This is a genomic window from Ochrobactrum sp. PL_is483 (assembly GCF_055816855.1).
In genome coordinates, this window is sequence record NZ_JBVPGS010000040.1 from 434,353 (window position 1) to 456,910 (window position 22,558).

The window sequence follows — 22,558 nt, forward strand, 5'->3', positions numbered from 1 at the left end:
GCCGGGGAAGCCCCGGCGAATAAGAAGTTCGGATTTTACCACCACTTTTCCGGGGTAAAGCGCCCGGCAGCCTGTTCGATAGCATGAGCAGCCTGAAACAAAGTCTCTTCCTCAAACGGACGCCCGATCAGCTGAAGGCCGAGCGGCAGGCCCTTGTCATTGATACCGGCAGGCACGGCAATACCCGGCAAACCGGCCATATTGACCGTTACCGTGAAGATGTCATTGAGGTACATCTTCACTGGATCATTTGCGAGATCCTCATCGGCAAGGCCAAAGGCAGCCGAAGGCGTCGCCGGTGTCAGGATCGCATGGACTCCCTTGGCGAATACGTCTTCAAAATCCTTCTTGATCAATGTCCGCACCTTCTGCGCACGCAGATAATAGGCGTCGTAATAGCCTGCGGACAGAACATAGGTGCCGATCATGATGCGGCGCTTGACTTCCTTGCCGAAGCCAGCCGCACGGGTCTGTTCGTACATATCGGCAATGTCCTTGCCAGGCACGCGCAGGCCATAACGCACACCGTCATAACGGGCGAGATTCGAAGATGCTTCCGCAGGCGCAACGATATAGTAGGCGGCGAGCGCATATTTCGTGTGCGGCAGCGAAATATCGACAATTTCGGCACCGGCATCTTTCAAATACTGAACGCCCTTCTGCCAAAGTTCCTCGATCTCATCCGGCATGCCGTCGACCCGATATTCCTTCGGAATGCCGATCTTCATGCCCTTGAGCGACTTGCCGAGAGCTGCTTCGTAATCCGGAACAGGCAGATCGACGGACGTGGTGTCCTTGAGATCAAGCGAAGCCATAGATTTCAGCAGAATGGCGGCATCGCGCACGTCGCGGGCAATGGGGCCAGCCTGATCGAGCGAGGATGCGAAGGCCACCGTTCCCCAACGCGACACGCGGCCATAGGTTGGCTTGATTCCGACCGTGCCGGTGAACGCTGCTGGCTGACGAATCGAGCCGCCCGTATCGGTTGCGGTAGCGCCAGCGCAAAGTTGCGCAGCAACAGCAGCAGCCGAACCGCCCGACGAACCGCCCGGCACCAGATCGGCGTTGGAACCCTTGGCGCGCCACGGGTTCTTGACCGCACCGTAATAAGAGGTTTCGTTGGACGAGCCCATGGCGAATTCGTCCATATTGAGCTTGCCGAGCATAACCGCACCATCGGCCCACAGATTGGCCGTGACGGTCGATTCATATTCCGGCTTGAAACCGTCGAGAATGTGCGAGCAGGCCTGCGTATGCACGCCCTTGGTCGCGAAAAGATCCTTCACGCCGAGCGGAATACCTTCCAGCGCGCCCGCCTCGCCTTTGGCAATGCGTTCATCTGAAGCCTTGGCCATCGAACGCGCCTGATCGTGAGTTACTTTCACGTAAGCATTGATCGCTTCATTCGCGGAATCGATAGCGGAAAGATAGGCATCGGTGAGTTCGGTCGCGGTGATGGCCTTGGCCTTCAGCTTGTCGCGCGCCTCGGCAATGGTCAGTGCGGTCAGTTCGCTCATTGTCAAATCCTGTCAGTGCGCCGAAACGGCGCTTTCGTGCATTGCGGAAAGGTTTATTCAACAACCTTCGGCACGACGAAGAAGTTCTCTTCCGTTACCGGTGCATTGGCCACCACTGCGGCAGCAATACCGCCATCCGTTACCTTGTCCTCGCGCATGCGCATGTCCATCGGTGTAACGGACGTCATTGGCTCGATACCATCGACATTGACTTCATTCAGTTGTTCGACAAAGCCAAGAATGGCATTAAGTTCGCCAGTCATGCGTTCGGCATCGTCATCGCTGACGGCGATACGCGCCAGATGCGCGACGCGCTTGACGGTAGAAATATCGACGGACATCCTGTTCTCCGCAAATGCTTGTAGGGGCAGCTATACACCGCCCCTGAAAATTCCTTTACCGGCTATAACGGCGCGCTTCTTCAAGCGCAACAATTTAAGCTTCGAAGCTGTGAACCGTTCCTGCCGGATCGGTCAGCACTTTCGTTTCCAGATGATCGGCCATTCCGGCGACAAACTTTTCAGCCGTCTGATCGATAATAGGAAACGAGCCGTAATGGCAGGGCAGTACGGTTGTGAAGTTGAAATAGCGCTGGCAGGCAAGAGCGGCGACCGCACCGCCCATGGTAAACCGATCGCCAATGGGAACAATGCCGATTTCTGGCTGATGCAGCTCATTGATCAGCCCCATGTCCGAGAAAATATCCGTGTCGCCCATATGGTAGAGTGTCGGCGCGTCCTCAAAATGGAACACCAGACCATTAGGGTTGCCAAGTGCTTGCGACACACCGTTTTCCGTAAGCATTGCCGAGGAATGAAGTGCATTGACGAATGTGACGGTAAAGCCGCTATGCGCCAGAGTGCCGCCCGTATTGCCGGGATCGAGCTTTTCCACGCCCTGACTGCCAAGCCAGCTTGCAAGATCGGCATTGGCGACAACCGTCGCGCCGTGTTCCTTGGCAATTGCTACCGTATCGCCCACATGATCACCGTGGCCATGCGTCAGCGCGATATGGGTTACACCCTTGGTTGCTTCCTTAAAATCTATGCCTTTTGCACCGGGGTTTCCGTTCAGGAATGGATCGATGAGAATAACGGCTTTTGCAGTTTCAACGCGGAAGGCGGCGTGGCCAAGCCATGTAAGTTTCATAAACTCTCTCCTCAATCTCTGTTTCCGGCTCGATTTAGTGTTTGCGAACAGATATGACGCCAATAAAGTTGAAGGCAATAGAAACCACTTCAAAATCCGATGAGGACCGATGGCTGTCGTTGAAATCGAGGAAATTCCGTCGCTGCTTCAGCCCGGAAACACCATTGCCGGACTGGATTTGGGAACCAAGACCATCGGTCTCGCAGTGTCGGATCTCGGTCTTTCCTTCGCGCATCCCCGCCCTGTCATCAAACGGGTGAAATTTTCCATCGACGCACAGGTGCTTCTGAAAGCGCTAGACGCAGACAAGGTCGGCGTTATCGTGATCGGGTTGCCGATGAATATGGACGGAACATCCGGTCCCCGCGTTCAGGCCACACGGGCATTTGTGCGCACCATGCAGCCTCTGACCGACTTGCCCTTTGTGTTCTGGGATGAACGTCTGTCGACCGTCGCCGCCGAACGGGCGCTGATTGGCATGGATGTCTCTCGGGGCAAGCGGGCCGAACGGATTGATTCGGCCGCTGCTTCCTTCATTCTCCAAGGCGCGCTTGACCGCCTGCATAGCATCAGGCAGTCGGCATCCGACGATTACGACGCCGGATAAAGCTGATCGAGAATCCGTTCCGCATTATGGCGTGCATCCAACATGCCATAGGTCGACCGCCACTGGCCACCAAGACGGGTCTCAATAAACGCATCGGCCACATCGTCAGCGCCAAGCTGGCGCAATTCCGCAGCCGCGGCGGCATAGGCCAGTTGCTCGGTCAGAAGGCGTGCGACACCCGGATCGGTTTCAGTCAATTGCAATGCGGCACGCAAAACATCGAGCGTCCCCTGCCCACGCGGACCGAGTTGCCCGCCGATCCACTCCAGAACCTCATCGAAAAGGCCAGGTGCACGCGATAGCACACGCGCCACATCCAGCGCCATGACATTGCCGGAACCCTCCCAGATCGCATTAACCGGAGCTTCGCGATAGGCGCGCGCCAAATTGCCTTCCTCGATATAGCCGTTGCCTCCGAGGCACTCCATTGCTTCATAGAGTAAGGCAGGAGCGATCTTGCACACCCAATATTTCACCACCGGCGTCATGCAGCGGGCAAAAGCCGCCTCGGCGCGATCGCTAGCCGCCATATCGAAGGCGCGCGCCAGCCGCATGGAAAGCGCCGTCGCGCCAGCAACATCGAGCGCCATGTCGGCGAGAACGCGCTGCATCAATGGCTGTTCGATAAGAGCCTTGCTGAATACCTGCCTATGACGACTGTGATGCACAGCCTCAGCGAGACCGGAACGCATAAGTCCAGCCGATGCCACAGCGCAATCAAGCCGCGTCAGCGTGACCATATCCATGATGGTCTTGACGCCCTCGCCCGGATTACCGATCAGATGCCCGACCGCGCCGTCAAATTCCACCTCCGATGAGGCGTTGGACTTGTTGCCGAGCTTGTCTTTAAGTCGCTGAAAGAAGAATCCGTTGCCGCTTCCCTCCGCGGTAAGACGCGGAAGTAGGAAACAGGAAAGGCCGTCATCCGTCTGCGCAAGCGTCAAAAAAGCATCCGACATTGGCGCGGACATGAACCACTTGTGGCCGGCAATGGTGTAGGTGCCATCGTCATTGCGGGTTGCGCGCGTCGTGTTGGCGCGCACATCGGTTCCGCCCTGCTTTTCAGTCATCCCCATGCCGAGCGTAATGCCTTGCTTGGCAAATGCGGCTTTCTGCGAAAAATCGTATTTCCGTGACAGGATAACCGGCGACCATTCCTTGTAGATTTCCGGCGAGGCCATGAGTGCGGCAAGCGATGCGCTGGTCATGGTCAGCGGGCAAAGATGCCCTGCCTCAAGTTGAGCTGTCAGGAAAAAGCGCGATGCGCGTGCCTGATGGCGGCGACCGCTTTCGAGCGGATTGCCCTCCCAAATGGAGCAATGCAGGCCAGCCGCAATCGAACGGCGCATCAGCGCATGATAGGCTGGATGATACTCGACGAGGTCGATACGATTACCCTGCCGGTCGTGCGTGCGCAATTTCGGAAGCTCGGTGTTGGCCAGACGCGCAAGGTCCTGTGCTTCAGCCGACATGACGAAACGGCCCGTCTGCTCCAGATCCGTGTGCAGTTCCTTCGGGAAACGTGCCGCAATCTGCATCAGAAGCGGATCGCCCAGATAGGCATTGTTGCCCGTCATGGGCGGTGTCTGGTTGGTCACGTCGTGCGTTTTCAAAAGCTCGTTCCGTATTGTACGATTCAGTTCTATTTAAGCTTCTTGCATCGCATTTGCTAAAATTTTGCCATCCCGAACGCAATTTGTCGTCAGAACAACACAGGTTTTTCTTGGTGAATCGCCCGAAGCCATTATAAGGACGGTTGCGGGACCTGCCTCATGGTCCTATACGGGTGACTTGCCATGACAAATCAAACGGTCCCTCCGCTTTTCCCTCACCGCCACCTGCTGGGCATCAAGGGGCTTTCGCCCCTGGACATTCTTTGCCTTCTTGATCTTGCCGATCAGGAAATCGCTGTTTCCAGACAGCCCGAGAAGAAAAAGTCCGTGCTGCGCGGTCGCACGCAAATCAATCTCTTCTTCGAAGCGTCGACACGAACGCAATCGTCGTTCGAACTGGCCGGAAAACGGCTCGGCGCTGACGTCATGAATATGTCGGTTGGCAATTCATCGGTCAAGAAAGGCGAAACGCTCATCGATACAGCGATGACGCTGAACGCCATGCAGCCGGATATATTGGTTATCCGCCACGCTTCGGCAGGTGCCGCCGCCCTGCTCGCGCAGAAAGTTGGCTGTTCGGTGGTCAATGCCGGTGACGGTGCGCACGAGCACCCCACCCAGGCGCTTCTCGATGCGCTGACCATCCGCCGCGCCAAGGGCCAGATCGAAAACCTGATCGTCGCCATTTGCGGCGATGTGCTGCATTCTCGCGTGGCACGTTCCAATATTCTTCTTCTCAATGCGCTTGGTGCACGGGTGCGCGTCGTTGCGCCATCCACGCTCCTGCCTTCCGGCATGGCGGACATGAGCGTCGAAGTCTTCAACTCCATGGAGGAAGGCCTGAAAGACGCGGATGTGGTCATGATGCTGCGGCTCCAGCGTGAGCGCATGGCTGGTTCTTTCGTGCCTTCGGTACGCGAATATTTCCGTTTCTATGGTCTCGACAAGGAAAAGCTGAAACACGCCAAGCCTGACGCCCTCGTCATGCATCCCGGCCCGATGAATCGAGGCGTCGAGATTGCATCCGACGTTGCCGACGGGCCGCAGAGCGTGATCCAGCAACAGGTCGAGATGGGCGTTGCCGTGCGCATGGCCGTGATGGAAGCCCTGCTTGATCCGCGCCGTAACCCCAGCAACGGAGACGCAGCATGAGCGCGATCCTGTTTGAAAATGCGCGCATCGTCGATCCGTCGCGCGGCCTTGATGAATCCGGCAGCGTTCTGATCCAGAATGGAAAGATCGTCGCCGCAGGAGCCGACGCGCGGAATCAAGGTGCACCGGAAGGTGCGCAAATCGTTGATCTGAACGGTAAGGCAGTGTTGCCCGGTCTCGTAGATGCGCGGGTCTTTGTCGGCGAACCAGGCGCTGAACATCGCGAAACCATAGCCTCGGCAAGTCGTGCGGCAGCGGCTGGCGGAGTAACATCCATCATCATGATGCCCGACACTGAGCCGGTGATTGATGACGTGGCGCTGGTGGAATTCGTCAAGCGTACGGCGCGCGACACGGCTGTCGTCAATGTGCACCCGGCAGCAGCCATCACCAAAGGTCTGCGCGGCGAGGAAATGACTGAACTCGGCCTGCTGCGCGACGCCGGTGCGGTCGCCTTTACCGAAGGCAGGCAGACCATCGCCAATACGCAGCTCATGCGACGCGCGCTGACCTACGCCCGCGATTTCGATGCCGTGATTGCCTGTGAGACACGCGACCCTTACCTTGGCGCCAATGGCGTAATGAACGAAGGCTTGTTCGCGAGCTGGCTTGGACTTTCCGGCAGCCCGCGTGAAGCGGAGGTGATTCCTCTGGAACGCGATCTGCGACTGGCGGCGCTCACCAACAGCAACTACCACGCCGCCCAGCTTTCCTGCGAAATGTCGGCGGAAGCCGTTCGCCGGGCCAAGGATCTCGGCGCCAAGGTAACTGCAGGGGTGTCGATCAATCATTTGTCGCTCAATGAAAACGACATTGGCGAATTTCGCACCTTCTTCCGTCTGTCACCGCCTTTGCGCAGCGAACAGGATCGCCTTGCCATGGTCGAAGCTGTGAAGAACGGTACCATCGATATTGTCGCTTCGGCTCACGATCCACAGGATGTCGACACCAAGCGCCTGCCCTTCTCGGATGCTGAAGCAGGTGCCATCGGCCTCGAAACATTGCTGGGCGCGGCGCTTCGCCTTTATCACAATGACAGCGTTCCGCTCTTGCGGCTGGTCGAAGTGTTGTCGACCGCTCCGGCACGTATTTTCGGTCTTGATGCCGGTACGCTCAAACCGGGCGCAAAGGCAGATATTGCCATTGTCGATCTGGAAGAGCCGTGGATCGTGCGCGAAGAAGAGCTGCACTCGCTTTCGAAGAACAGCTGCTTTGAAAGTGCTCGTTTCCAAGGTCGCGTCGTCCACACCTTAGTGGCCGGCAAGACAGTTTATTCGGCTTGAAAAACACCGCATAACCCGGAACAATCGTTCGAAAATTCCGGGTAGGCGGAATCAAGAAACAAGGGGACGTTCATGGCCGAACCGGGATTCCTTAGCTTGACGCTCATTGGAGCGCTCGTCTTCGGCTATTTTCTTGGCTCCATACCATTTGGTTTGATCCTGACGCGGCTCGCCGGATTGGGCGATGTCCGATCCATAGGGTCGGGCAATATCGGCGCGACGAACGTGCTGCGCACTGGCAACAAGAAGCTCGCTGCGGCGACGCTCATTTTTGACATGCTCAAAGGCACTGTGGCCGTTCTCATCGCTTCTCGTTACGGGCCGAACGCGGCCATCGCGGCGGGCTTGGGTGCCTTCATCGGGCATCTCTTTCCGGTATGGATCGGCTTCAAGGGCGGCAAGGGCGTCGCCACCTATCTGGGCGTACTGATCGGTCTGGCATGGCCCGGCGCACTGGTCTTTGCTGCGGCCTGGATCGTAACCGCACTCCTGACGCGCTATTCCTCCCTTGCAGCACTTATCGCCAGCATCATTGTTCCAATCGCGCTTTATTTCCAGGGCAGTCCTGCAATCGCAATCCTGTTTGCGATCATGACGGTCATTGTTTTCTTTAAACACAAGACCAATATTACACGCCTCCTGAACGGCACCGAAAGCAAGATCGGAGCCAAGGGATGAAGGAAAGTGCGAATTCGAAAACTGGAATTCGCCTCTCCGACCGCCAGCGTCTCAACTGGCTGCGTCTCATCCGAACCGACAATATCGGCCCTGTCACGTTTCGCGATCTGATTCTGTTTTGCGGCTCGGCTTCGAGCGCGATAGAAATGCTGCCCGATCTCAACATCAGAGGCGGCAGCGCGCGTCCTATCCGCGTCACGTCCATGGATGACGCAGAGCGCGAACTTGAAGCCATCGAACGAGCCGGTGCTCGTCTGGTTGGAATGGGAGAGCCGGACTACCCCCATCAGCTCAAAAACTGTGAAGCCCCGCCTCCGCTGGTTACGATCAAGGGAAATGCCGCCGTTTTCAATAAGCCCCCGGTTGGCATCGTCGGTTCGCGCAACGCTTCGGTGATCGGCGCTCGTTTCACAGAACGTCTGGCCCATGATCTTGGGGAAGCCGGATTTGCTGTTATCTCCGGACTTGCCCGCGGCATCGATGCTGCGGCGCACCGTGCGAGTTTGAAGACGGGAACCGTGGCAGTGTTGGCAGGTGGACTTGACCGTCCCTACCCACCCGAAAACCTTCCGCTTTATCGCGGCATACCTGATGAGGGCGGCGCGCTTATAAGCGAGATGCCAATGGGAGCGGAACCTCGCGCGCGCGATTTCCCGCGCCGCAATCGCATTATTGCGGGCTTGTCGTTGGGATTGATCGTGGTTGAAGCTGCCGAGCGCTCCGGCTCGCTTATCAGCGCGCGTATGGCCGGCGATATGGGACGTACCGTGTTTGCTGTTCCAGGCTCACCGCTCGATCCGCGCGCGCGCGGCACGAACCTGCTTCTGAAACAAGGGGCGACATTGGTTACGGAAGCAAACGACGTTGTCGAGGCACTGCGACCGCTCACCGGTACAAGCGCCTATCAGGCGGATGTACCGGCACAGTCCGATCTCTGGTCTCCGGCAATGGAAGAATCGGAATCGTTCCAGCCGATTGCAACAGAGGAACAACGGGATATTGTCATTGATGCGCTGGGGCCGGTGCCAACCGACATCGACACGCTCGTACGTCATACAGGTATGGATACGGGAGCCGTTCAGCTCATTCTGCTGGAACTGGACCTGGCCGGCCGGCTGCACCGATATGCCGGCAATCAGGTCGCTTTGGTTCCTCTCGAATAGCCTTATGTCTTGGCTTCGTTATGAAGCGCCTCCCGGGCCTCCACGAGAGCCATCTCAAGCATATAGGCTAGAAGCAGGTAATTCGTATTTTTCGCCATTACACAGAGTTGTTCAAGCATCTGTTCAATGAAGGTTACTGTCTCGAAATGAGTCGCAGCTTCCAACTCCTCGTCGTCTTCCATGTCTGGAAAACTTACCGTATCGTCCATACCTATCTCCCCGCGAGATAAATCGATTTTGCTTTATCCCATGCTACTATTGGTTTCGCACAACTTAACAGCAATCTTAAGTTGTATTTCGTTATTTTTGTCGTCCCGCTCTTGACCAAACGCTGCCTGCTGTTCATGTGAAGGCAACGAATTTCTCGCGGGAAGGAGATATTTTGTCTCCATGGAACGCGAATCTGGGCTGCTTTAAATGAACGTCGTTGTTGTCGAATCGCCTGCCAAGGCTAAAACCATCAATAAATATCTCGGCTCGAACTATAAGGTTCTGGCCTCGTTCGGTCACGTGCGAGACTTGCCAGCTAAAGACGGTTCAGTTCGCCCCGATGAAGATTTTGCAATGTCGTGGGAGGTGGATAGCAATTCCTCCAAACGTCTTGCAGATATTGTCAAAGCGTTGAAAGACAGCGACGGCATCATACTCGCAACCGACCCGGATCGCGAAGGTGAAGCCATTTCCTGGCATGTGCTTGAGGTGCTTAACCAGAAAAAGGCGCTCAAGGGCAAAACCGTCAAGCGTGTAGCGTTCAACGCCATCACCAAGAAGGCGGTTCTCGATGCCATCGCCAATCCGCGTGACATTGATGAACCATTGGTCGATGCTTATCTCGCCCGCCGCGCGCTGGATTATCTCGTAGGCTTCACGCTTTCGCCTGTCTTGTGGCGCAAACTGCCGGGGGCGCGCTCGGCAGGCCGTGTGCAGTCGGTAGCACTGCGTCTCGTTGCGGATCGCGAATCCGAGATCGAGCGCTTTATTCGCGAAGAATACTGGAATATCGCAGCGTTGCTTAAGACGCCGCGCAATGACAGTTTCACTGCCCGCCTGACCACTGTTGATGGCAAGAAGCTTGGAAAGCTTGATATCAAGAACGGTGAACAGGCAACCGCCATTCGCACAATGCTGGAAGGCGCAAGCTTCAAGGCACTGTCCGTTGAGGCAAAGCCGACCAAGCGTAATCCGGGACCGCCATTCACCACGTCAACCTTGCAGCAGGCGGCTTCCGGCCAGCTCGGTTTCTCCGCATCGCGCACCATGCAGGTGGCGCAGCGTCTTTACGAAGGTGTCGATATCGGCGGTGAGACTGCCGGTCTGATCACCTATATGCGTACCGACGGCGTGCAAATGGCGCCCGAAGCCATCAACGCGGCCCGTGACGCCATTGGCAAAAGTTTCGGCGCAAAATATGTGCCGGAAAAGCCGCGCTATTATTCCAGCAAAGCCAAGAATGCGCAGGAAGCGCACGAGGCCATTCGCCCGACGGATTTCTCGCGGCACCCGAAGGATGTGCGCCGTTATCTCGATGACGACCAGGCTCGACTCTATGAGCTGATCTGGAAGCGCGCCATTGCCAGCCAGATGCAGGCTGCCGATATTGAACGCACAACCGTCGATATTGAAGCCATTAACGGTCCGCGTTCGGCCATGCTGCGCGCCAACGGATCGGTCACAAAGTTCGACGGCTTCCTCGCCGCCTATATGGACCATCGCGAGGAAGAGGACGACGACGAGGATAGCGCAAAGCTGCCGGAAATTCGCTCCGGCGAAGCCTTGGCACGCGAGAAGATCGATGCGACCCAGCATTCGACCGAACCGCCGCCGCGCTATTCGGAAGCGTCTCTCATCAAGAAGATGGAAGAGCTTGGCATCGGTCGTCCCTCGACCTATGCGGCAACGCTCGCCACGCTTCGCGACCGCGAATATATCACCATCGACAAGCGCAAGCTTATTCCAGAGCCGAAGGGACGTCTGGTTACCGCCTTCCTCGAAAGCTTCTTCGAGCGTTATGTGGAATATGATTTCACGGCTGACCTTGAGGAAAAGCTCGATCTTATTTCGGACGGCAAGCTTTCATGGAAAGACGTGCTGCGCGATTTCTGGCGTGATTTCTCCGGTTCAGTCGATGATATCAAGGAATTGCGCGTCACCAATGTCCTCGATGCGCTGAATGAAGAATTGGCGCCACTGGTGTTCCCGGCCCGCGAAGATGGCAGCGATCCGCGCTCATGCCCGACTTGCGGCACCGGCACGCTCTCGCTGAAGCTTGGCAAATACGGCGCATTCGTCGGCTGCTCCAACTATCCAGAGTGCAAATATACGCGCCAGCTCGGCGGCGATGCCAACGGTGAAGCCGCAGCGGCAGACGAACCCAAATCCCTTGGCAAGGACCCGTTCACCGGTGAGGAAATCACCGCACGGACCGGTCGTTTTGGCCCCTATGTCCAGCGCGGTGAAGGCAAGGAAGCCAAGCGCGCCAGCCTTCCAAAAGGCTGGACCGTGGATGCGCTGGACCATGAGAAGGCCGTTGCGCTTCTGTCCCTTCCGCGTGACATCGGCCAGCATCCGGAAACTGGCAAGATGATTTCTGCCGGTATCGGCCGCTATGGGCCTTATGTCAGCCATGACGGCACATTCGCCAATCTGGAGAATGCCGAGGAAGTCTTCTCTGTCGGTCTCAATCGCGCGGTATCGGTTCTTGCCGACAAGCAATCAAAGGGCGGTCGCGGCCGTTCCACACCAGCGGCGCTGGCGACGCTGGGCGACCATCCAGATGGCGGCGCGATCACGGTCCGTGACGGTCGCTATGGGCCCTATGTCAACTGGGGCAAGGTCAATGCTACGTTGCCGAAGGGTAAAGACCCGGCGAGTGTCACACTGGAAGAAGCGCTGGCGCTGATTACGGAAAAGGCTGGTTCTTCCAAGAGCAAGAAAGCGCCTGCTCGCAAGGCTTCGGCCAGCACGGAAAAGAAGGCCTCCGCAAAGAAGCCTGCTACCAAGAAGGCACCAGCAAAAGCCAAATCGAAAGCCAAATCCAAGGCCGAGGCGGTAGAGGAGTAGCAATTGGCACGCCGTTTTTCCAAACCCGATACCGGTCGGTCCGCGCGGACCGAACGGCGTGCAGCCAAAGCAAAATCTGCCGATGGCAGTAGCGACCCCAATGCGTTTTTGCCCACGCGTGAAGAGGTTCTCAAATATATCGAGGAAAACCCTGATCGTGCAGGCAAGCGTGAACTGGCAAAAGCTTTCAACATCAAGGGCGATGCGCGGGTCTATCTGAAAGACCTTCTGCGTGAGCTTTCTGACGAAGGCCTTGTTGAAAAACGTGCGCGCAGATTGTCCCGCCCCGGCGCGCTGCCTGCCGTGACCGTGCTTGATATTACCGGACGGGACGAAGATGGCGGCCTGCTCGGGCGACCGTCGGAATGGGATGAAGCCAATTATGGCAAACCGCCTGTCGTCCTGATCCGCCGCACTCGGCTGAACAAGTCCTCCGAAGGCGGTCCGGCGGTCGGCGTCGGCGATCGTGTTCTGGCAAAAATATTCCGCAATGAAGATCGCGACGGACCGGATTACACCGCCCGCGTCATGAAGCGTCTCGAACACCGCACGAACGCGGTGTTGGGCATTGTACGCAAGCTTGGCAATGGTGAATGGCGGCTTGATCCGGTAAACCGAAAGCAGCCGGAAGTACAGCTCGACCCCGGACATCTGGAAAATGCCGAAGCCGGAGACCTCGTGGAAGTGGACCTGATTTCCTCGCGTCGTCAGGGCTTGCCGCGTGGCAAGGTACGACAGGTGGTGGGTTCGATCGACAGCGAGAAAGCCCTGTCGATGATTGCCATTCACGAGCATGAAATTCCGCATGTCTTTCCGGCTGAAGCACTGAGCGAAGCAGAAGCCGCCAAAGCAGCGACGATGGAGGGCCGCGAAGACTGGCGCGAGGTTCCCTTGCTGACCATCGATCCGGCTGATGCCAAGGATCATGACGACGCGGTTTACGCGGAGCCGGACAAAGACCCCGCAAATCCGGGCGGCCACATCGTCATCGTTGCGATTGCTGACGTTGCCGCCTATGTCCGCCCTGATTCCGCACTGGATAGAGAAGCCCAGAAACGGGGGAACTCGGTCTATTTCCCGGATCGCGTCGTGCCGATGCTGCCCGAGCGGATTTCCAATAATCTCTGTTCCCTGCGTGAATTGGAAGATCGCCCTGCCCTTGCTGTGCGCATGGTTTTTGCGGCTGACGGACGCAAGAAATCGCACAAATTCCATCGCATCATGATGAAATCGGCGGCGAAGCTTGCCTATTCGCAGGCACAGGCCGCGATCGACGGTGCGCCGGATAACAAGACCGCGCCCATTCTCGACAGCATATTGAAGCCGCTATGGAACGCCTATGCCGTGTTGAAGCGGGGGCGTGACGCGCGTGAGCCATTGGAACTCGACCTGCCGGAAAAGAAAATCCTGCTTACGCCAGACGGCAAGGTAGACAAGGTAATCGTTCCGGAACGGCTTGATGCGCACAAGCTCATCGAAGAATTCATGATCCAGGCGAACGTCGCTGCCGCGGAAACACTGGAAGCGCGCCGACAGCCCTTGATTTTCCGTATTCATGATGCGCCGGCGCTTGCCAAGCAGGAAACCCTGCGGGAATTCCTGCGCACGCTCGATCTTAGCCTCGCCAAGGGCGCCAAACTCCAGCCAGCACAGTTCAACCGAATCCTTGAAGCCGTGGAAGGCTCTGACCATCAGGAACTGGTCAATCAGGTCGTGCTGCGCACGCAAAGCCAGGCGGAATACAGCCCAGACAATATCGGGCATTTCGGCTTGCATCTGCATCGCTATGCACATTTCACATCGCCCATCCGCCGTTATGCCGATCTCATCGTCCATCGCGCTTTGATAAAGGCACTGGGCCTTGGAAGCGATGGACTGACTACGGATGAGGAAGCGCAGCTTGAGGAAATCTCTGCACTCATCTCCTCGACCGAGCGCCGCGCCATGCTGGCCGAACGTGAAACAGTAGACCGTCTGATTGCCCATTTTCTGGCGGCCCATCTTGGCGACGAATATGAGGGACGTGTCACAGGGGTAACGCGGGCGGGTCTTTTCGTGAACCTTGCGACATATGGCGCGGATGGGCTGGTACCCATTTCAACTTTGGGTCATGAATACTATTTATATGACGAAGCGAACCACGCGATAGCCGGTGAACGGAGCGGTAAAGGCTTCCGGCTCGGTGATACAGTGACGGTTCGGCTCGTGGAAGCGCTCCCCGTTGCGGGCGCGCTTCGTTTTGAGATGGTTTCGGAACCGCATCCTCTGCCAATGTCGACCCGTTCGCATCATAAGGCAAGTCGAACGATGCGTGGGCGAAGACGCAAACCCGCGGGCATTCCGCGTCAGAAGAGAAGAGGTCGCTGATGAGCACGCTAGAGGCCAATTCCGCACAAAATGTACAGGTTTTCGGCGGTGACAATTCCAAGGTTTCCCATCCGAAGCGCCCTTTGGGGGAAGCCATGTGGCGCGGTTTTCGCGGACGCTGCCCACATTGCGGCGAAGGAAAGTTGTTCCGAGCGTTTGTGAAGCCGGTAGCAGAATGTTCAGTCTGTGGTGAAGACTACACAGAGCAGCGCGCCGACGACCTTCCTGCCTATCTCACTATTCTGATCGTAGGCCACGTGGTTGTAGGCGCTTTCATGGGCGTCGAAGCAACAACCAATCTTCCTCTGTGGGCACATATGGCTATCTGGGGGCCCTTGACCGTCATCATGTCTCTGCTCCTTTTGCAACCGATCAAGGGCGCGACGATCGGCCTGCAATGGGCGCTTTACATGCACGGGTTCGGAGGCAAGGGCGAAGGTGAATATGGCGACGTGACCTGAATGTCGGCGTGATTGTCATGTTTCAGCCTCCACTCCCGCCAACCAAAGCTGCGCGAGCTTTGCGACCGCGTGACGCCGCTTCGCTGCTACTTGTTGACAGGTCCGGCAGCAGTCCGCGGATTCTCATGGGCAGGCGCCATGCCAGTCTTGCTTTCATGCCGGGAAAATATGTTTTTCCTGGCGGGCGGGCCGATCCCGTGGACGGCGTCATCGCTGCTTCGACTGAACTGAACGATACCGATATTGTCAAACTGCTTGCAGGCATGGGTTCTCGAGCATCACCGCGCCGCGCCCGTGCGCTCGGTCTTTGCGCTATCCGTGAAACCTTCGAAGAAACGGGGCTTCGCATCGGGCAATCAGCTTTAACACCGATTGCTTCGCCCGCGCACCATGACTGGTCTGCATTCCTCGACACTGGCCTGGCACCAGCACTGCATAGCCTGCGTTATTTTGCACGTGCCGTAACACCACCGGACAATGTTCGCCGTTTCGATACCCGCTTTTTTATCGCCTTTCGCGATCATATACCGGAACTGGACCAGCAGCCACTCGTTCCCAGTGGTGAGCTGGAAGATCTGGACTGGGTTTCCATCGATCAGATCGATAGACTGGATGTTGCCCGTATTACTCAGGCTATCTTGAAAGAAGCCCGCGTGCTTCTGATGGATACCGAAGCTGAACTGCCCGCCACCTTGCCGGTGGTTCAATATTGCAAGCGGCATGGCCGCTTTGTGCGCGAAGTGATCTGAACCCGATGAATAAAGAAATCCAACCCGCCGATCTTGTCCCGCAAGAACCAGATGGCGGGCCGGCAGAGGGCCAGATGCATTGGCGCTCGCTCGCCGCCGCCATAGCCACAATCAGTGCGGTCGGCGCAGCGATTGGCCTGGGCATCCCCCTGTTGAGCGTTCTTCTTGAAAGCCGCGGCCACTCCGCAAGCCTGATCGGCGCGAATACGGCTGTTGCAGGACTCGCTTCCATCGTTGCAGCTCCTCTTGCGGCGCCAATCGCTGCACGGCTGGGGGTAGTTAAAGCGATCTTCCTAATGCTCCTGATTGGAAGTGCCGCCTTTCTCGGATTCCACTTCTTTCAGCCGCTGTGGACATGGTTTGCGCTCCGCATCGTCCTGCATTTCGCGCTGACCGTGCTTTTCGTGCTGTCAGAATACTGGATCAATGCCTCTGCCCCGCCGGAAAAGCGTGGACTGGTGCTTGGAATCTATTCCACATCCCTTTCTCTTGGTTTTGCGCTCGGGCCGTGGCTGTTCTCGAAAATCGGAAGTACCGGCGGGCTGCCTTTTTATGTCGGCTTCGTCATCATCATGATCGCCCTCATACCGGTTGCATTTGCATGGCGGGATAGCCCTGACTTTGAGGAAGGCGAACACGTCCCTTTCCTTCCTTTTATTTTCGCTGTGCCAACCGCAACGATGGCGGTCTTCGTTTTTGGTGCAGTGGAAACCGGCGGCTTTGCCCTTTTTCCGGTCTTCGGTGCGCGTATCGGTTATCCCGAAGCCGACGCAGCCCTGCTGCTTACGATGATCGGCCTTGGCAATGTCCTGATGCAGATCCCATTAGGCATTGTCAGTGATCGTATTTCGGACCGCCGCAAGCTTCTGCTATTCTGTGCCACGACCGGCCTGATCGGGATGATCGCTTTGCCCTACCTCATGCAGCACTGGTATCTCATGGCTGGCATCCTGTTTCTTTGGGGCGGCGTGGTCGCAGGGCTCTATACGATCGGCCTTGCACATCTTGGTTCGGAACTGACCGGGCGTGAGCTTGCGTCCGCCAATGCCGCCTTTGTGTTCTGCTACGCCATCGGCATGCTTGCCGGGCCGCAGGCCGTCGGCGTCGGCATGGATATGCTCGGACCGAAAGGATTCCCAGCTACTCTCGGTGTGTTTTTTGCAGCATATGCGCTCTTTGCAGCAGGAAGGCTGCTTTTGCGGAAGAAGCGGGCTTGACTTTTCGCCGCCAATACGTAGTGTCGCGCCAAATTTCCGCTGCCGGATGAGATTACCGGAATCGCTGGAGGTTTCCATCCATTGAGCATGATCCCGAAGATTGGGAACCGGTTTTCGGCAAGATCATGCTCCGGCAAAGATACAGAGCAGGTAATTCGATATGGCCAAGGCTACGACGATCAAGATCAAGCTTTTGTCGACCGCTGACACCGGCTTCTTCTACGTAACGAAGAAGAACAGCCGCACGATGACGGAAAAGATGACAAAGACCAAGTACGACCCGATTGCGCGCAAGCACGTCGAGTTCAAGGAAACGAAGATCAAGTAATTCGTTTCCAGTCGTCATCGACAAGACGATTGAAATCAAAAGCCGTCTCCTTCGAGACGGCTTTTTGTTTTCTTCGCCGTTCACCGCTCAGGCGGCTGAGGAGACGATGCGGTTACGGCCATCTTTCTTTGCCTGATAAAGCGCGGCATCCGTCCGGGAAAAAAGAGCCTCGGCGCTGTCCCCCATCAGCCTCAGCCCTGCAATACCCATGCTGATTGTCAGATTAACCTTGTGCTTGCCATTGGTAACAGCAAAGGGTGTTTTCGACACGGCAGTTCGTATTCGCTCTGCGACAGCCCTTGCGGCCTCCACATCGCTGTCTGGAAGCACCAGAACGAACTCCTCCCCGCCATAGCGGCACATAAGATCCATAGCGCGAATATTCTTTCGCAGCCGTGCGGCAAACTCGCGAAGAACATCATCACCCGCATCATGCCCATATTGATCGTTGACGCATTTGAAGTGATCGAAATCGAGCATAATAACTGACAACGGCCGCTCGCGCCCCATGGCACGTGTCACCAGGACGGGCATATGCATATCGAGGTAACGCCGGTTATGCAGCCCCGTCAGACTGTCCGTTACCGCCATGGTGATGGTGCGATTGAGGCTTTGCCGCAAAAGATCATTATAGCACTTCCGCTTGATCTGGGTCCGCAAGCGCGCAAACAACTCCAGCTTTTCCAGCGGACGCATGAGATAGTCGTTTATACCCAATTCCAGCGCACGCACCACAAGCGCCCCTTCGTCCTCCCGAACGACGAGAATGATCGGCACCAGCCGTGTGCGCTCTATGGTTCGTAACTGCGAGCACAGACGCAACGGATCATAATAAGTGAAATTGGCTGAAACGACGATGCTATCGTAATCGGTATCGATCGCACGTATCAGAGCCGTATTGGCGTCACTGGCTACGTCGACGCGATAAACCTCACCCAGAATGAGGCGAAGGCGCGCCGCGGCGAGTTCATCCTCATCAACGACGAGAATGCGGGCTACTTCATCCTTATCGGCATAATTCCCGCCCATCTTGCTCGCCAGGAGCGTTTCCACTTCTGCATCCGCGATTGTACCTGTTCGTTGAAAAAGCTCGTCAGAGACCAATTTCAGGCGAGCCAGGCTCTTTACACGCGATATAAGCTGAAGATCACTGACAGGCTTGGAAAGAAAGTCGTCGGCGCCAGCTTCGAGACCCCGAATCTTGTCCTCGGCGCTATTGAGCGACGTTACCATGACGACAGGAATATTCGCTGTACGAGGATCGTCCTTTAAGCGGCGACATACTTCAAAACCGTCCATATCCGGCATCAATATGTCGAGCAGGACAACGTCGATCTGGCCGCCCAGACAAATTTCTATGGCTTCAGGTCCACTATAGGCCGTTACGACCTCATAATATTCGGAGAGGAGCCTCGCCTCGAGGAGCTTTACATTGGAATCCACATCGTCAACGACGAGAATTCGTGCAGTCATGATGCCCCTCGCCCCAATCTTCGCTAAGCGTCGCCCAAATAGGATTTTATTGTTTCTATAAAGCGGGGCACGGATATTGGCTTGGATATATAGGCCTCACAGCCGCCCTGCCGAATACGTTCCTCGTCGCCCTTCATGGCAAATGCCGTTACGGCGATAACCGGAATATGCCGAAGCTCATCATCATCCTTCAGCCATTTCGTGACTTCCAGCCCTGACACTTCGGGAAGCTGAATGTCCATGAGAATCAGATCGGGGCGATGCTCACGCGCAAGGTCTAGCGCCTCAAGTCCGTTTCTTGTCCGAATGGTCTCGTATCCGCTGGATTCGATAAGATCGCGAAACAACTTCATATTGAGTTCGTTGTCTTCGACAATCATCACGCTTTTCGGCATCGACTATTCCTTGGTCTTATTCCCTACAGCAGCCTGGCATTGCTCGATCTCTTTATCGACTAATGGACTGAGATACACCCCCAGAAAGCCCCCACCTTTCAGACTGCAAATAGTTTAACCTCATTTCATTGATGAAAGGCAAATAATTCCGTTGTTCCTCGGCAGAGCGACCGTTACACATTCGGCGAAGCAACCGAAAAAGCGGAGAAACCACATGAAAACGCTGATGAGCCAGGCGGATGCGGAAGCGATCGCCATTGAAGCGTTGGCGTGGCTGGCGCAAGACAAGGATCTGCTGCCTCGCTTTCTCGCTCTGACAGGCATAGAGGCTACGTCGATCCGGCAGGCAGCTCGCGAACCCGGCTTTCTCGCCGGCGTCCTGCAATTTTTCCTGGCCCATGAACCGACATTGCTGCGCTATTGCGAGGATGCGGGCCGTGATCCGTCCACAATCGAGAAAGCCCTTTCCTGCCTGCCGGGCGGGCAGAACCAGCATCTTTAGAAGCAGGGTCAAAACCCCACGACAAAGCCCGGCCAAGCCGGGCTTTCTTGTTGGTTATTCAGCAGCGGGAGTTGCCGTAGCAACTTCAACTTCGTTCGAAACCGATATAACGTTCAATTCGTGCTGCTTGCCATCGCGCGCCGTCCAGGAAATCGACTGGCCCGGGGCGAGACCGATCAGCGCAGTACCGATGGGCGTGAGAATCGAAATCTTGCCCTGCGCAATATCCGCTTCGCCTGGATATACGAGCGTTACCCGGCGATCCTGCCCGTCTTTGGAGCGAAACTCCACAGTGGAGCCCATGTGAATCACATCCTGCGGCAAACGCTTCGCAGGCACGACTTTTGCACGGTCAAGCTCGGCCATCAGTTCCTCGGCGATCTCTTCCTGACGCTCCGAAACATTGTTGGCCAACCCCATCAGGCGTTCATAGTCGACTTCGCTGACGACAATATTGGGCTTCTTGCGATTCTTTCCGCTCATGGCGAGTGCTCACTGCTGTTGAAAGGTAATAAAACTCCGCGCCGTTCCGGCACGAAACTGTTCAGATTGATTTTTGGTGAAAGCGCTTATCTGAAATCCGCTTTTTTTAAAAAGCGGCGAACCATCCCCCCGGAGTTCCCCTGCGCTAGGCAGAACTCGAGGGTAGCTATCCCGTGATCGGATGAACCCGATGGAGTATGGATGCAAAATGGCTGTTCATGCTGCTAAACTTGGTGATATTCCCGGCAATGTCAAGTGTAAGACCCCGCAGGTCATATATCCCCATGGCACTTCGGGCTTTCGATGCTATAAAAGGATGTTCCTTTTATGTTCATCAGACGGTTCGTCCTCATGGCTGACACCATCGCACCTAACAGTCCGGAAAAAGGTGTATGCCGCGATTGCCTCGCGCCGCAGAAATCCGACACCGTCAGGCGCTGCCATGCATGCGGCAGCCCGCGGCTTCTTCGCCATAGGGAGCTTTATAAACTCTCCCTCGCTCATATTGATTGCGACGCATTTTACGCCTCGGTTGAAAAGCGTGATAATCCGGAACTCCGGGACAAGCCGCTCATCATCGGCGGTGGAAAGCGTGGTGTCGTGTCCACCGCATGCTATCTCGCCCGTATTCACGGCGTGCGATCTGCAATGCCCATGTTCAAGGCGCTTGAACTCTGTCCGAATGCGGTCGTCATCAAGCCGAACATGGAAAAATATGTTCGCGTTGGTCGTCAGGTGCGGCAGATGATGCGTGACCTGACGCCGCTCGTCGAACCTCTGTCCATCGATGAAGCTTTTCTGGATCTCAGCGGCACTGAGCGTTTGCATAAAGCGCCGCCTGCCATTGTTCTCGCCCGCTTCACCAAGCGGGTGGAAGACGAAATCGGCATCTCTGCCTCGATAGGGCTATCCTACTGCAAATTTCTGGCCAAGGTTGCATCAGATATCGAAAAGCCCCGCGGCTTCTCGGTTATTGGCGAAGCGGAGGCATTGGCTTTCTTGCGGGATCGATCCGTCAGCACGATATGGGGGGTCGGCAAAGCCTTTGCAGCCAAGCTGGAAAGCGACGGCATCCGGTCTATTGGCCAATTGCAGACGATGGAAGAAACTGCGCTTATGAAGGCCTATGGCACCATGGGACAGCGTCTCTACCGCCTGTCCCGTGGACAGGACAGCCGCAAGGTTGAGCCGGATCACGATATGAAAAGCGTCTCCGCAGAGACAACCTTCAATAAAGACCTCTCGGAAGCTCGCGATCTCGTGCCGATTCTTCGCGCACTCTCCGAAAAAGTCTCGCGACGACTGAAAGCAAGTGAAATAGCCGGACGCACTGTCGTTCTGAAGCTGAAAACACATGACTTCAAGTCGCGTACGCGCAATCGCCAGCTTTCCGACCCAACCCAGCTCGCAGACAGAATCTTTCGACATGGATTGCAACTCCTTGAAAAGGAATTGGATGGAACGCGATTTCGTCTGCTTGGAATCGGGGTTAGCGAACTTTCTTCAAGCGATCGCGCTGATCCTCCCGATCTCGTAGACGCTCAAGCCACCAAACGCGCCGTCGCCGAAAATGCCGTTGACCGACTGAGAAACAAATTTGGACTTAGCGTTGTAGAAACTGGCTATACCTTCTCAAAAGGCAATCTCGCACGCCCCCAGATGCCGCCAGATCGGGACGATCAGCAATGAATTTACAAAGCGTGAGGAAACCTTTGCAGAAATTTTCTACATTTGCCGCTAACGGCTTGACGAGAACAGTCTGTATCAATATTGGAACGAGCCAAGGCGCTGCCAAGTGATTTGGCAGTAGCTTTACGGAAGGCCTCGTGGCGGAGTGGTTACGCAGAGGACTGCAAATCCTTGCACCCCGGTTCGATTCCGGGCGAGGCCTCCAATATTTCCATCAATAAAATCAATTGGCTGTAAAAATTCGCGTTGTTACTCTCGCGGCTAGCCTTGTAACATTTTGCTGCAAGCCAATTCCCATAAATTACAACGTACAAAAAAGTCAGACGAATCCATGTGACATGGAACGCAATATGTTTGATGCGAACAGGATAAGAATCTCGGAAGGCAGTCCGATAACATCACACACGTGCTTGGCGGCATGTGTATGCCCGCCTCAACGAAGCAATGAATGCGGCTGCATACGTGTTCCCAAGATATGATGACGGGATCGGGCTAGAGAGCGCAGCGAACCCACTTCTCAGGGGGCAGACCACCGCATAAACACGAGCGCTATTTACGACCGCGCTGCTGTTCAATGCACTTCCTTGCGTCCTGTCCCGGAGCACATGCATCCTTTTTGGATTTTTGAACCCAGTTCTGTTTCTGCGATTCCGAGGGCTTAGGAACATGAAC

General features: G+C 56.1%; 21 protein-coding genes and 1 tRNA gene. 14 read left to right on the forward strand and 8 right to left on the reverse strand.

Going from position 1 to position 22,558, the window contains the following annotated elements:
* Positions 1-35: 35 nt before the first annotated feature.
* The 3 genes from gatA to AC0TNJ_RS20350 all read right to left on the reverse strand — a co-directional run bounded on the left by gatA (position 36) and on the right by AC0TNJ_RS20350 (position 2,666).
* Complete coding sequence (gene gatA / locus AC0TNJ_RS20340) at positions 36-1,517, reverse strand: Asp-tRNA(Asn)/Glu-tRNA(Gln) amidotransferase subunit GatA (RefSeq protein WP_473772227.1); 1,482 nt, start codon at positions 1,515-1,517, stop codon at positions 36-38.
* Positions 1,518-1,570: 53 nt separating this feature from the next.
* Positions 1,571-1,858: an Asp-tRNA(Asn)/Glu-tRNA(Gln) amidotransferase subunit GatC gene (gatC, locus tag AC0TNJ_RS20345; protein ID WP_122001766.1), complete on the reverse strand. Its 288-nt coding sequence runs from the start codon at positions 1,856-1,858 to the stop codon at positions 1,571-1,573.
* A gap of 94 nt (positions 1,859-1,952) precedes the next feature.
* Positions 1,953-2,666, reverse strand: a complete 714-nt coding sequence (locus AC0TNJ_RS20350) for a metal-dependent hydrolase (protein ID WP_473772228.1) — start codon at positions 2,664-2,666, stop codon at positions 1,953-1,955.
* A gap of 109 nt (positions 2,667-2,775) precedes the next feature.
* Here AC0TNJ_RS20350 and ruvX point away from each other — a divergent pair, with 109 nt between their 5' ends.
* Positions 2,776-3,273, forward strand: a complete 498-nt coding sequence (gene ruvX / locus AC0TNJ_RS20355; protein WP_122001768.1) for a Holliday junction resolvase RuvX — start codon at positions 2,776-2,778, stop codon at positions 3,271-3,273.
* On the opposite strand, the gene AC0TNJ_RS20360 is transcribed toward ruvX, so the two are convergent.
* Positions 3,258-4,886 carry an acyl-CoA dehydrogenase family protein gene (locus AC0TNJ_RS20360; protein WP_473772229.1) on the reverse strand — a complete coding sequence of 543 codons (1,629 nt, stop codon included), beginning with the start codon at positions 4,884-4,886 and terminating at the stop codon, positions 3,258-3,260. The genes ruvX and AC0TNJ_RS20360 overlap by 16 nt on opposite strands.
* A 183-nt stretch (positions 4,887-5,069) precedes the next feature.
* Between AC0TNJ_RS20360 and AC0TNJ_RS20365 the strand changes: the two genes are divergently transcribed.
* From AC0TNJ_RS20365 to dprA, 4 genes are all read left to right on the forward strand, one after another.
* Entirely contained in the window at positions 5,070-6,038 is a 969-nt protein-coding gene (locus tag AC0TNJ_RS20365) for an aspartate carbamoyltransferase catalytic subunit (protein ID WP_122001770.1), read from the forward strand.
* Complete coding sequence (locus tag AC0TNJ_RS20370; RefSeq protein WP_473772230.1) at positions 6,035-7,321, forward strand: dihydroorotase; 1,287 nt, start codon at positions 6,035-6,037, stop codon at positions 7,319-7,321. Before AC0TNJ_RS20365 ends, AC0TNJ_RS20370 begins: the two co-directional genes overlap by 4 nt.
* 72 nt (positions 7,322-7,393) lie before the next feature.
* A complete protein-coding gene (plsY, locus tag AC0TNJ_RS20375; protein WP_473772231.1) occupies positions 7,394-7,999 on the forward strand; it encodes a glycerol-3-phosphate 1-O-acyltransferase PlsY in 606 nt (201 codons plus the stop codon).
* Positions 7,996-9,162, forward strand: coding sequence for a DNA-processing protein DprA (gene dprA, locus AC0TNJ_RS20380; protein WP_473772232.1), 1,167 nt, complete (start codon positions 7,996-7,998; stop codon positions 9,160-9,162). Before plsY ends, dprA begins: the two co-directional genes overlap by 4 nt.
* Before the next feature lie 2 nt (positions 9,163-9,164).
* On the opposite strand, the gene AC0TNJ_RS20385 is transcribed toward dprA, so the two are convergent.
* Positions 9,165-9,371 (reverse strand): hypothetical protein, encoded by a 207-nt coding sequence (locus AC0TNJ_RS20385; protein WP_122001773.1) that lies wholly within the window; start codon positions 9,369-9,371, stop codon positions 9,165-9,167.
* 208 nt (positions 9,372-9,579) lie between these two features.
* On the opposite strand from AC0TNJ_RS20385, the gene topA reads away from it, so the two are divergent.
* The 6 genes from topA to rpmG all read left to right on the forward strand — a co-directional run bounded on the left by topA (position 9,580) and on the right by rpmG (position 17,344).
* Positions 9,580-12,222, forward strand: coding sequence for a type I DNA topoisomerase (gene topA, locus AC0TNJ_RS20390; RefSeq protein WP_473772233.1), 2,643 nt, complete (start codon positions 9,580-9,582; stop codon positions 12,220-12,222).
* Between the two features lie 3 nt (positions 12,223-12,225).
* On the forward strand, positions 12,226-14,589 hold the full coding sequence (gene rnr / locus AC0TNJ_RS20395; protein ID WP_473772234.1) for a ribonuclease R: 2,364 nt from the start codon (positions 12,226-12,228) through the stop codon (positions 14,587-14,589).
* On the forward strand, positions 14,589-15,050 hold the full coding sequence (locus tag AC0TNJ_RS20400) for a DUF983 domain-containing protein (RefSeq protein ID WP_122001776.1): 462 nt from the start codon (positions 14,589-14,591) through the stop codon (positions 15,048-15,050). Before rnr ends, AC0TNJ_RS20400 begins: the two co-directional genes overlap by 1 nt.
* Before the next feature lie 17 nt (positions 15,051-15,067).
* On the forward strand, positions 15,068-15,799 hold the full coding sequence (locus AC0TNJ_RS20405) for an NUDIX hydrolase (RefSeq protein ID WP_473772235.1): 732 nt from the start codon (positions 15,068-15,070) through the stop codon (positions 15,797-15,799).
* A gap of 74 nt (positions 15,800-15,873) precedes the next feature.
* Positions 15,874-17,016 (forward strand): MFS transporter, encoded by a 1,143-nt coding sequence (locus tag AC0TNJ_RS20410; RefSeq protein ID WP_473772422.1) that lies wholly within the window; start codon positions 15,874-15,876, stop codon positions 17,014-17,016.
* Positions 17,017-17,176: 160 nt separating this feature from the next.
* Positions 17,177-17,344, forward strand: a complete 168-nt coding sequence (rpmG, locus tag AC0TNJ_RS20415; RefSeq protein ID WP_002966024.1) for a 50S ribosomal protein L33 — start codon at positions 17,177-17,179, stop codon at positions 17,342-17,344.
* An 87-nt stretch (positions 17,345-17,431) separates the two neighbouring features.
* Here rpmG and AC0TNJ_RS20420 read toward each other — a convergent pair whose 3' ends face one another.
* Complete coding sequence (locus tag AC0TNJ_RS20420) at positions 17,432-18,817, reverse strand: PleD family two-component system response regulator (protein WP_473772236.1); 1,386 nt, start codon at positions 18,815-18,817, stop codon at positions 17,432-17,434.
* Between the two features lie 23 nt (positions 18,818-18,840).
* Entirely contained in the window at positions 18,841-19,212 is a 372-nt protein-coding gene (locus AC0TNJ_RS20425; protein WP_122001779.1) for a response regulator, read from the reverse strand.
* A 214-nt stretch (positions 19,213-19,426) separates the two neighbouring features.
* On the opposite strand from AC0TNJ_RS20425, the gene AC0TNJ_RS20430 reads away from it, so the two are divergent.
* Complete coding sequence (locus AC0TNJ_RS20430) at positions 19,427-19,714, forward strand: DUF3572 domain-containing protein (protein WP_473768558.1); 288 nt, start codon at positions 19,427-19,429, stop codon at positions 19,712-19,714.
* A gap of 54 nt (positions 19,715-19,768) precedes the next feature.
* Here the strand turns inward: AC0TNJ_RS20430 and rnk are convergent, their stop codons facing one another.
* Positions 19,769-20,197 (reverse strand): nucleoside diphosphate kinase regulator, encoded by a 429-nt coding sequence (rnk, locus tag AC0TNJ_RS20435; RefSeq protein WP_122001781.1) that lies wholly within the window; start codon positions 20,195-20,197, stop codon positions 19,769-19,771.
* 351 nt (positions 20,198-20,548) lie between these two features.
* On the opposite strand from rnk, the gene AC0TNJ_RS20440 reads away from it, so the two are divergent.
* Complete coding sequence (locus tag AC0TNJ_RS20440) at positions 20,549-21,886, forward strand: DNA polymerase IV (RefSeq protein WP_473772237.1); 1,338 nt, start codon at positions 20,549-20,551, stop codon at positions 21,884-21,886.
* A 131-nt stretch (positions 21,887-22,017) separates the two neighbouring features.
* A tRNA-Cys gene (locus AC0TNJ_RS20445) sits at positions 22,018-22,091 on the forward strand.
* The last annotated feature ends 467 nt before the right edge of the window (positions 22,092-22,558 follow it).

Coding starts and splice junctions, on each gene's coding strand:
- gatA (WP_473772227.1), bottom strand. CDS start 1,517: ATGAGCGAACTGACCGCACTGACCATTGCCGAGGCGCGCGACAAGCTG.
- gatC (WP_122001766.1), bottom strand. CDS start 1,858: ATGTCCGTCGATATTTCTACCGTCAAGCGCGTCGCGCATCTGGCGCGT.
- AC0TNJ_RS20350 (WP_473772228.1), bottom strand. CDS start 2,666: ATGAAACTTACATGGCTTGGCCACGCCGCCTTCCGCGTTGAAACTGCA.
- ruvX (WP_122001768.1), top strand. CDS start 2,776: ATGGCTGTCGTTGAAATCGAGGAAATTCCGTCGCTGCTTCAGCCCGGA.
- AC0TNJ_RS20365 (WP_122001770.1), top strand. CDS start 5,070: ATGACAAATCAAACGGTCCCTCCGCTTTTCCCTCACCGCCACCTGCTG.
- AC0TNJ_RS20370 (WP_473772230.1), top strand. CDS start 6,035: ATGAGCGCGATCCTGTTTGAAAATGCGCGCATCGTCGATCCGTCGCGC.
- plsY (WP_473772231.1), top strand. CDS start 7,394: ATGGCCGAACCGGGATTCCTTAGCTTGACGCTCATTGGAGCGCTCGTC.
- dprA (WP_473772232.1), top strand. CDS start 7,996: ATGAAGGAAAGTGCGAATTCGAAAACTGGAATTCGCCTCTCCGACCGC.
- AC0TNJ_RS20385 (WP_122001773.1), bottom strand. CDS start 9,371: ATGGACGATACGGTAAGTTTTCCAGACATGGAAGACGACGAGGAGTTG.
- topA (WP_473772233.1), top strand. CDS start 9,580: ATGAACGTCGTTGTTGTCGAATCGCCTGCCAAGGCTAAAACCATCAAT.
- AC0TNJ_RS20400 (WP_122001776.1), top strand. CDS start 14,589: ATGAGCACGCTAGAGGCCAATTCCGCACAAAATGTACAGGTTTTCGGC.
- AC0TNJ_RS20405 (WP_473772235.1), top strand. CDS start 15,068: ATGTTTCAGCCTCCACTCCCGCCAACCAAAGCTGCGCGAGCTTTGCGA.
- AC0TNJ_RS20410 (WP_473772422.1), top strand. CDS start 15,874: ATGCATTGGCGCTCGCTCGCCGCCGCCATAGCCACAATCAGTGCGGTC.
- rpmG (WP_002966024.1), top strand. CDS start 17,177: ATGGCCAAGGCTACGACGATCAAGATCAAGCTTTTGTCGACCGCTGAC.
- AC0TNJ_RS20420 (WP_473772236.1), bottom strand. CDS start 18,817: ATGACTGCACGAATTCTCGTCGTTGACGATGTGGATTCCAATGTAAAG.
- AC0TNJ_RS20425 (WP_122001779.1), bottom strand. CDS start 19,212: ATGCCGAAAAGCGTGATGATTGTCGAAGACAACGAACTCAATATGAAG.
- AC0TNJ_RS20430 (WP_473768558.1), top strand. CDS start 19,427: ATGAAAACGCTGATGAGCCAGGCGGATGCGGAAGCGATCGCCATTGAA.
- rnk (WP_122001781.1), bottom strand. CDS start 20,197: ATGAGCGGAAAGAATCGCAAGAAGCCCAATATTGTCGTCAGCGAAGTC.
- AC0TNJ_RS20440 (WP_473772237.1), top strand. CDS start 20,549: ATGGCTGACACCATCGCACCTAACAGTCCGGAAAAAGGTGTATGCCGC.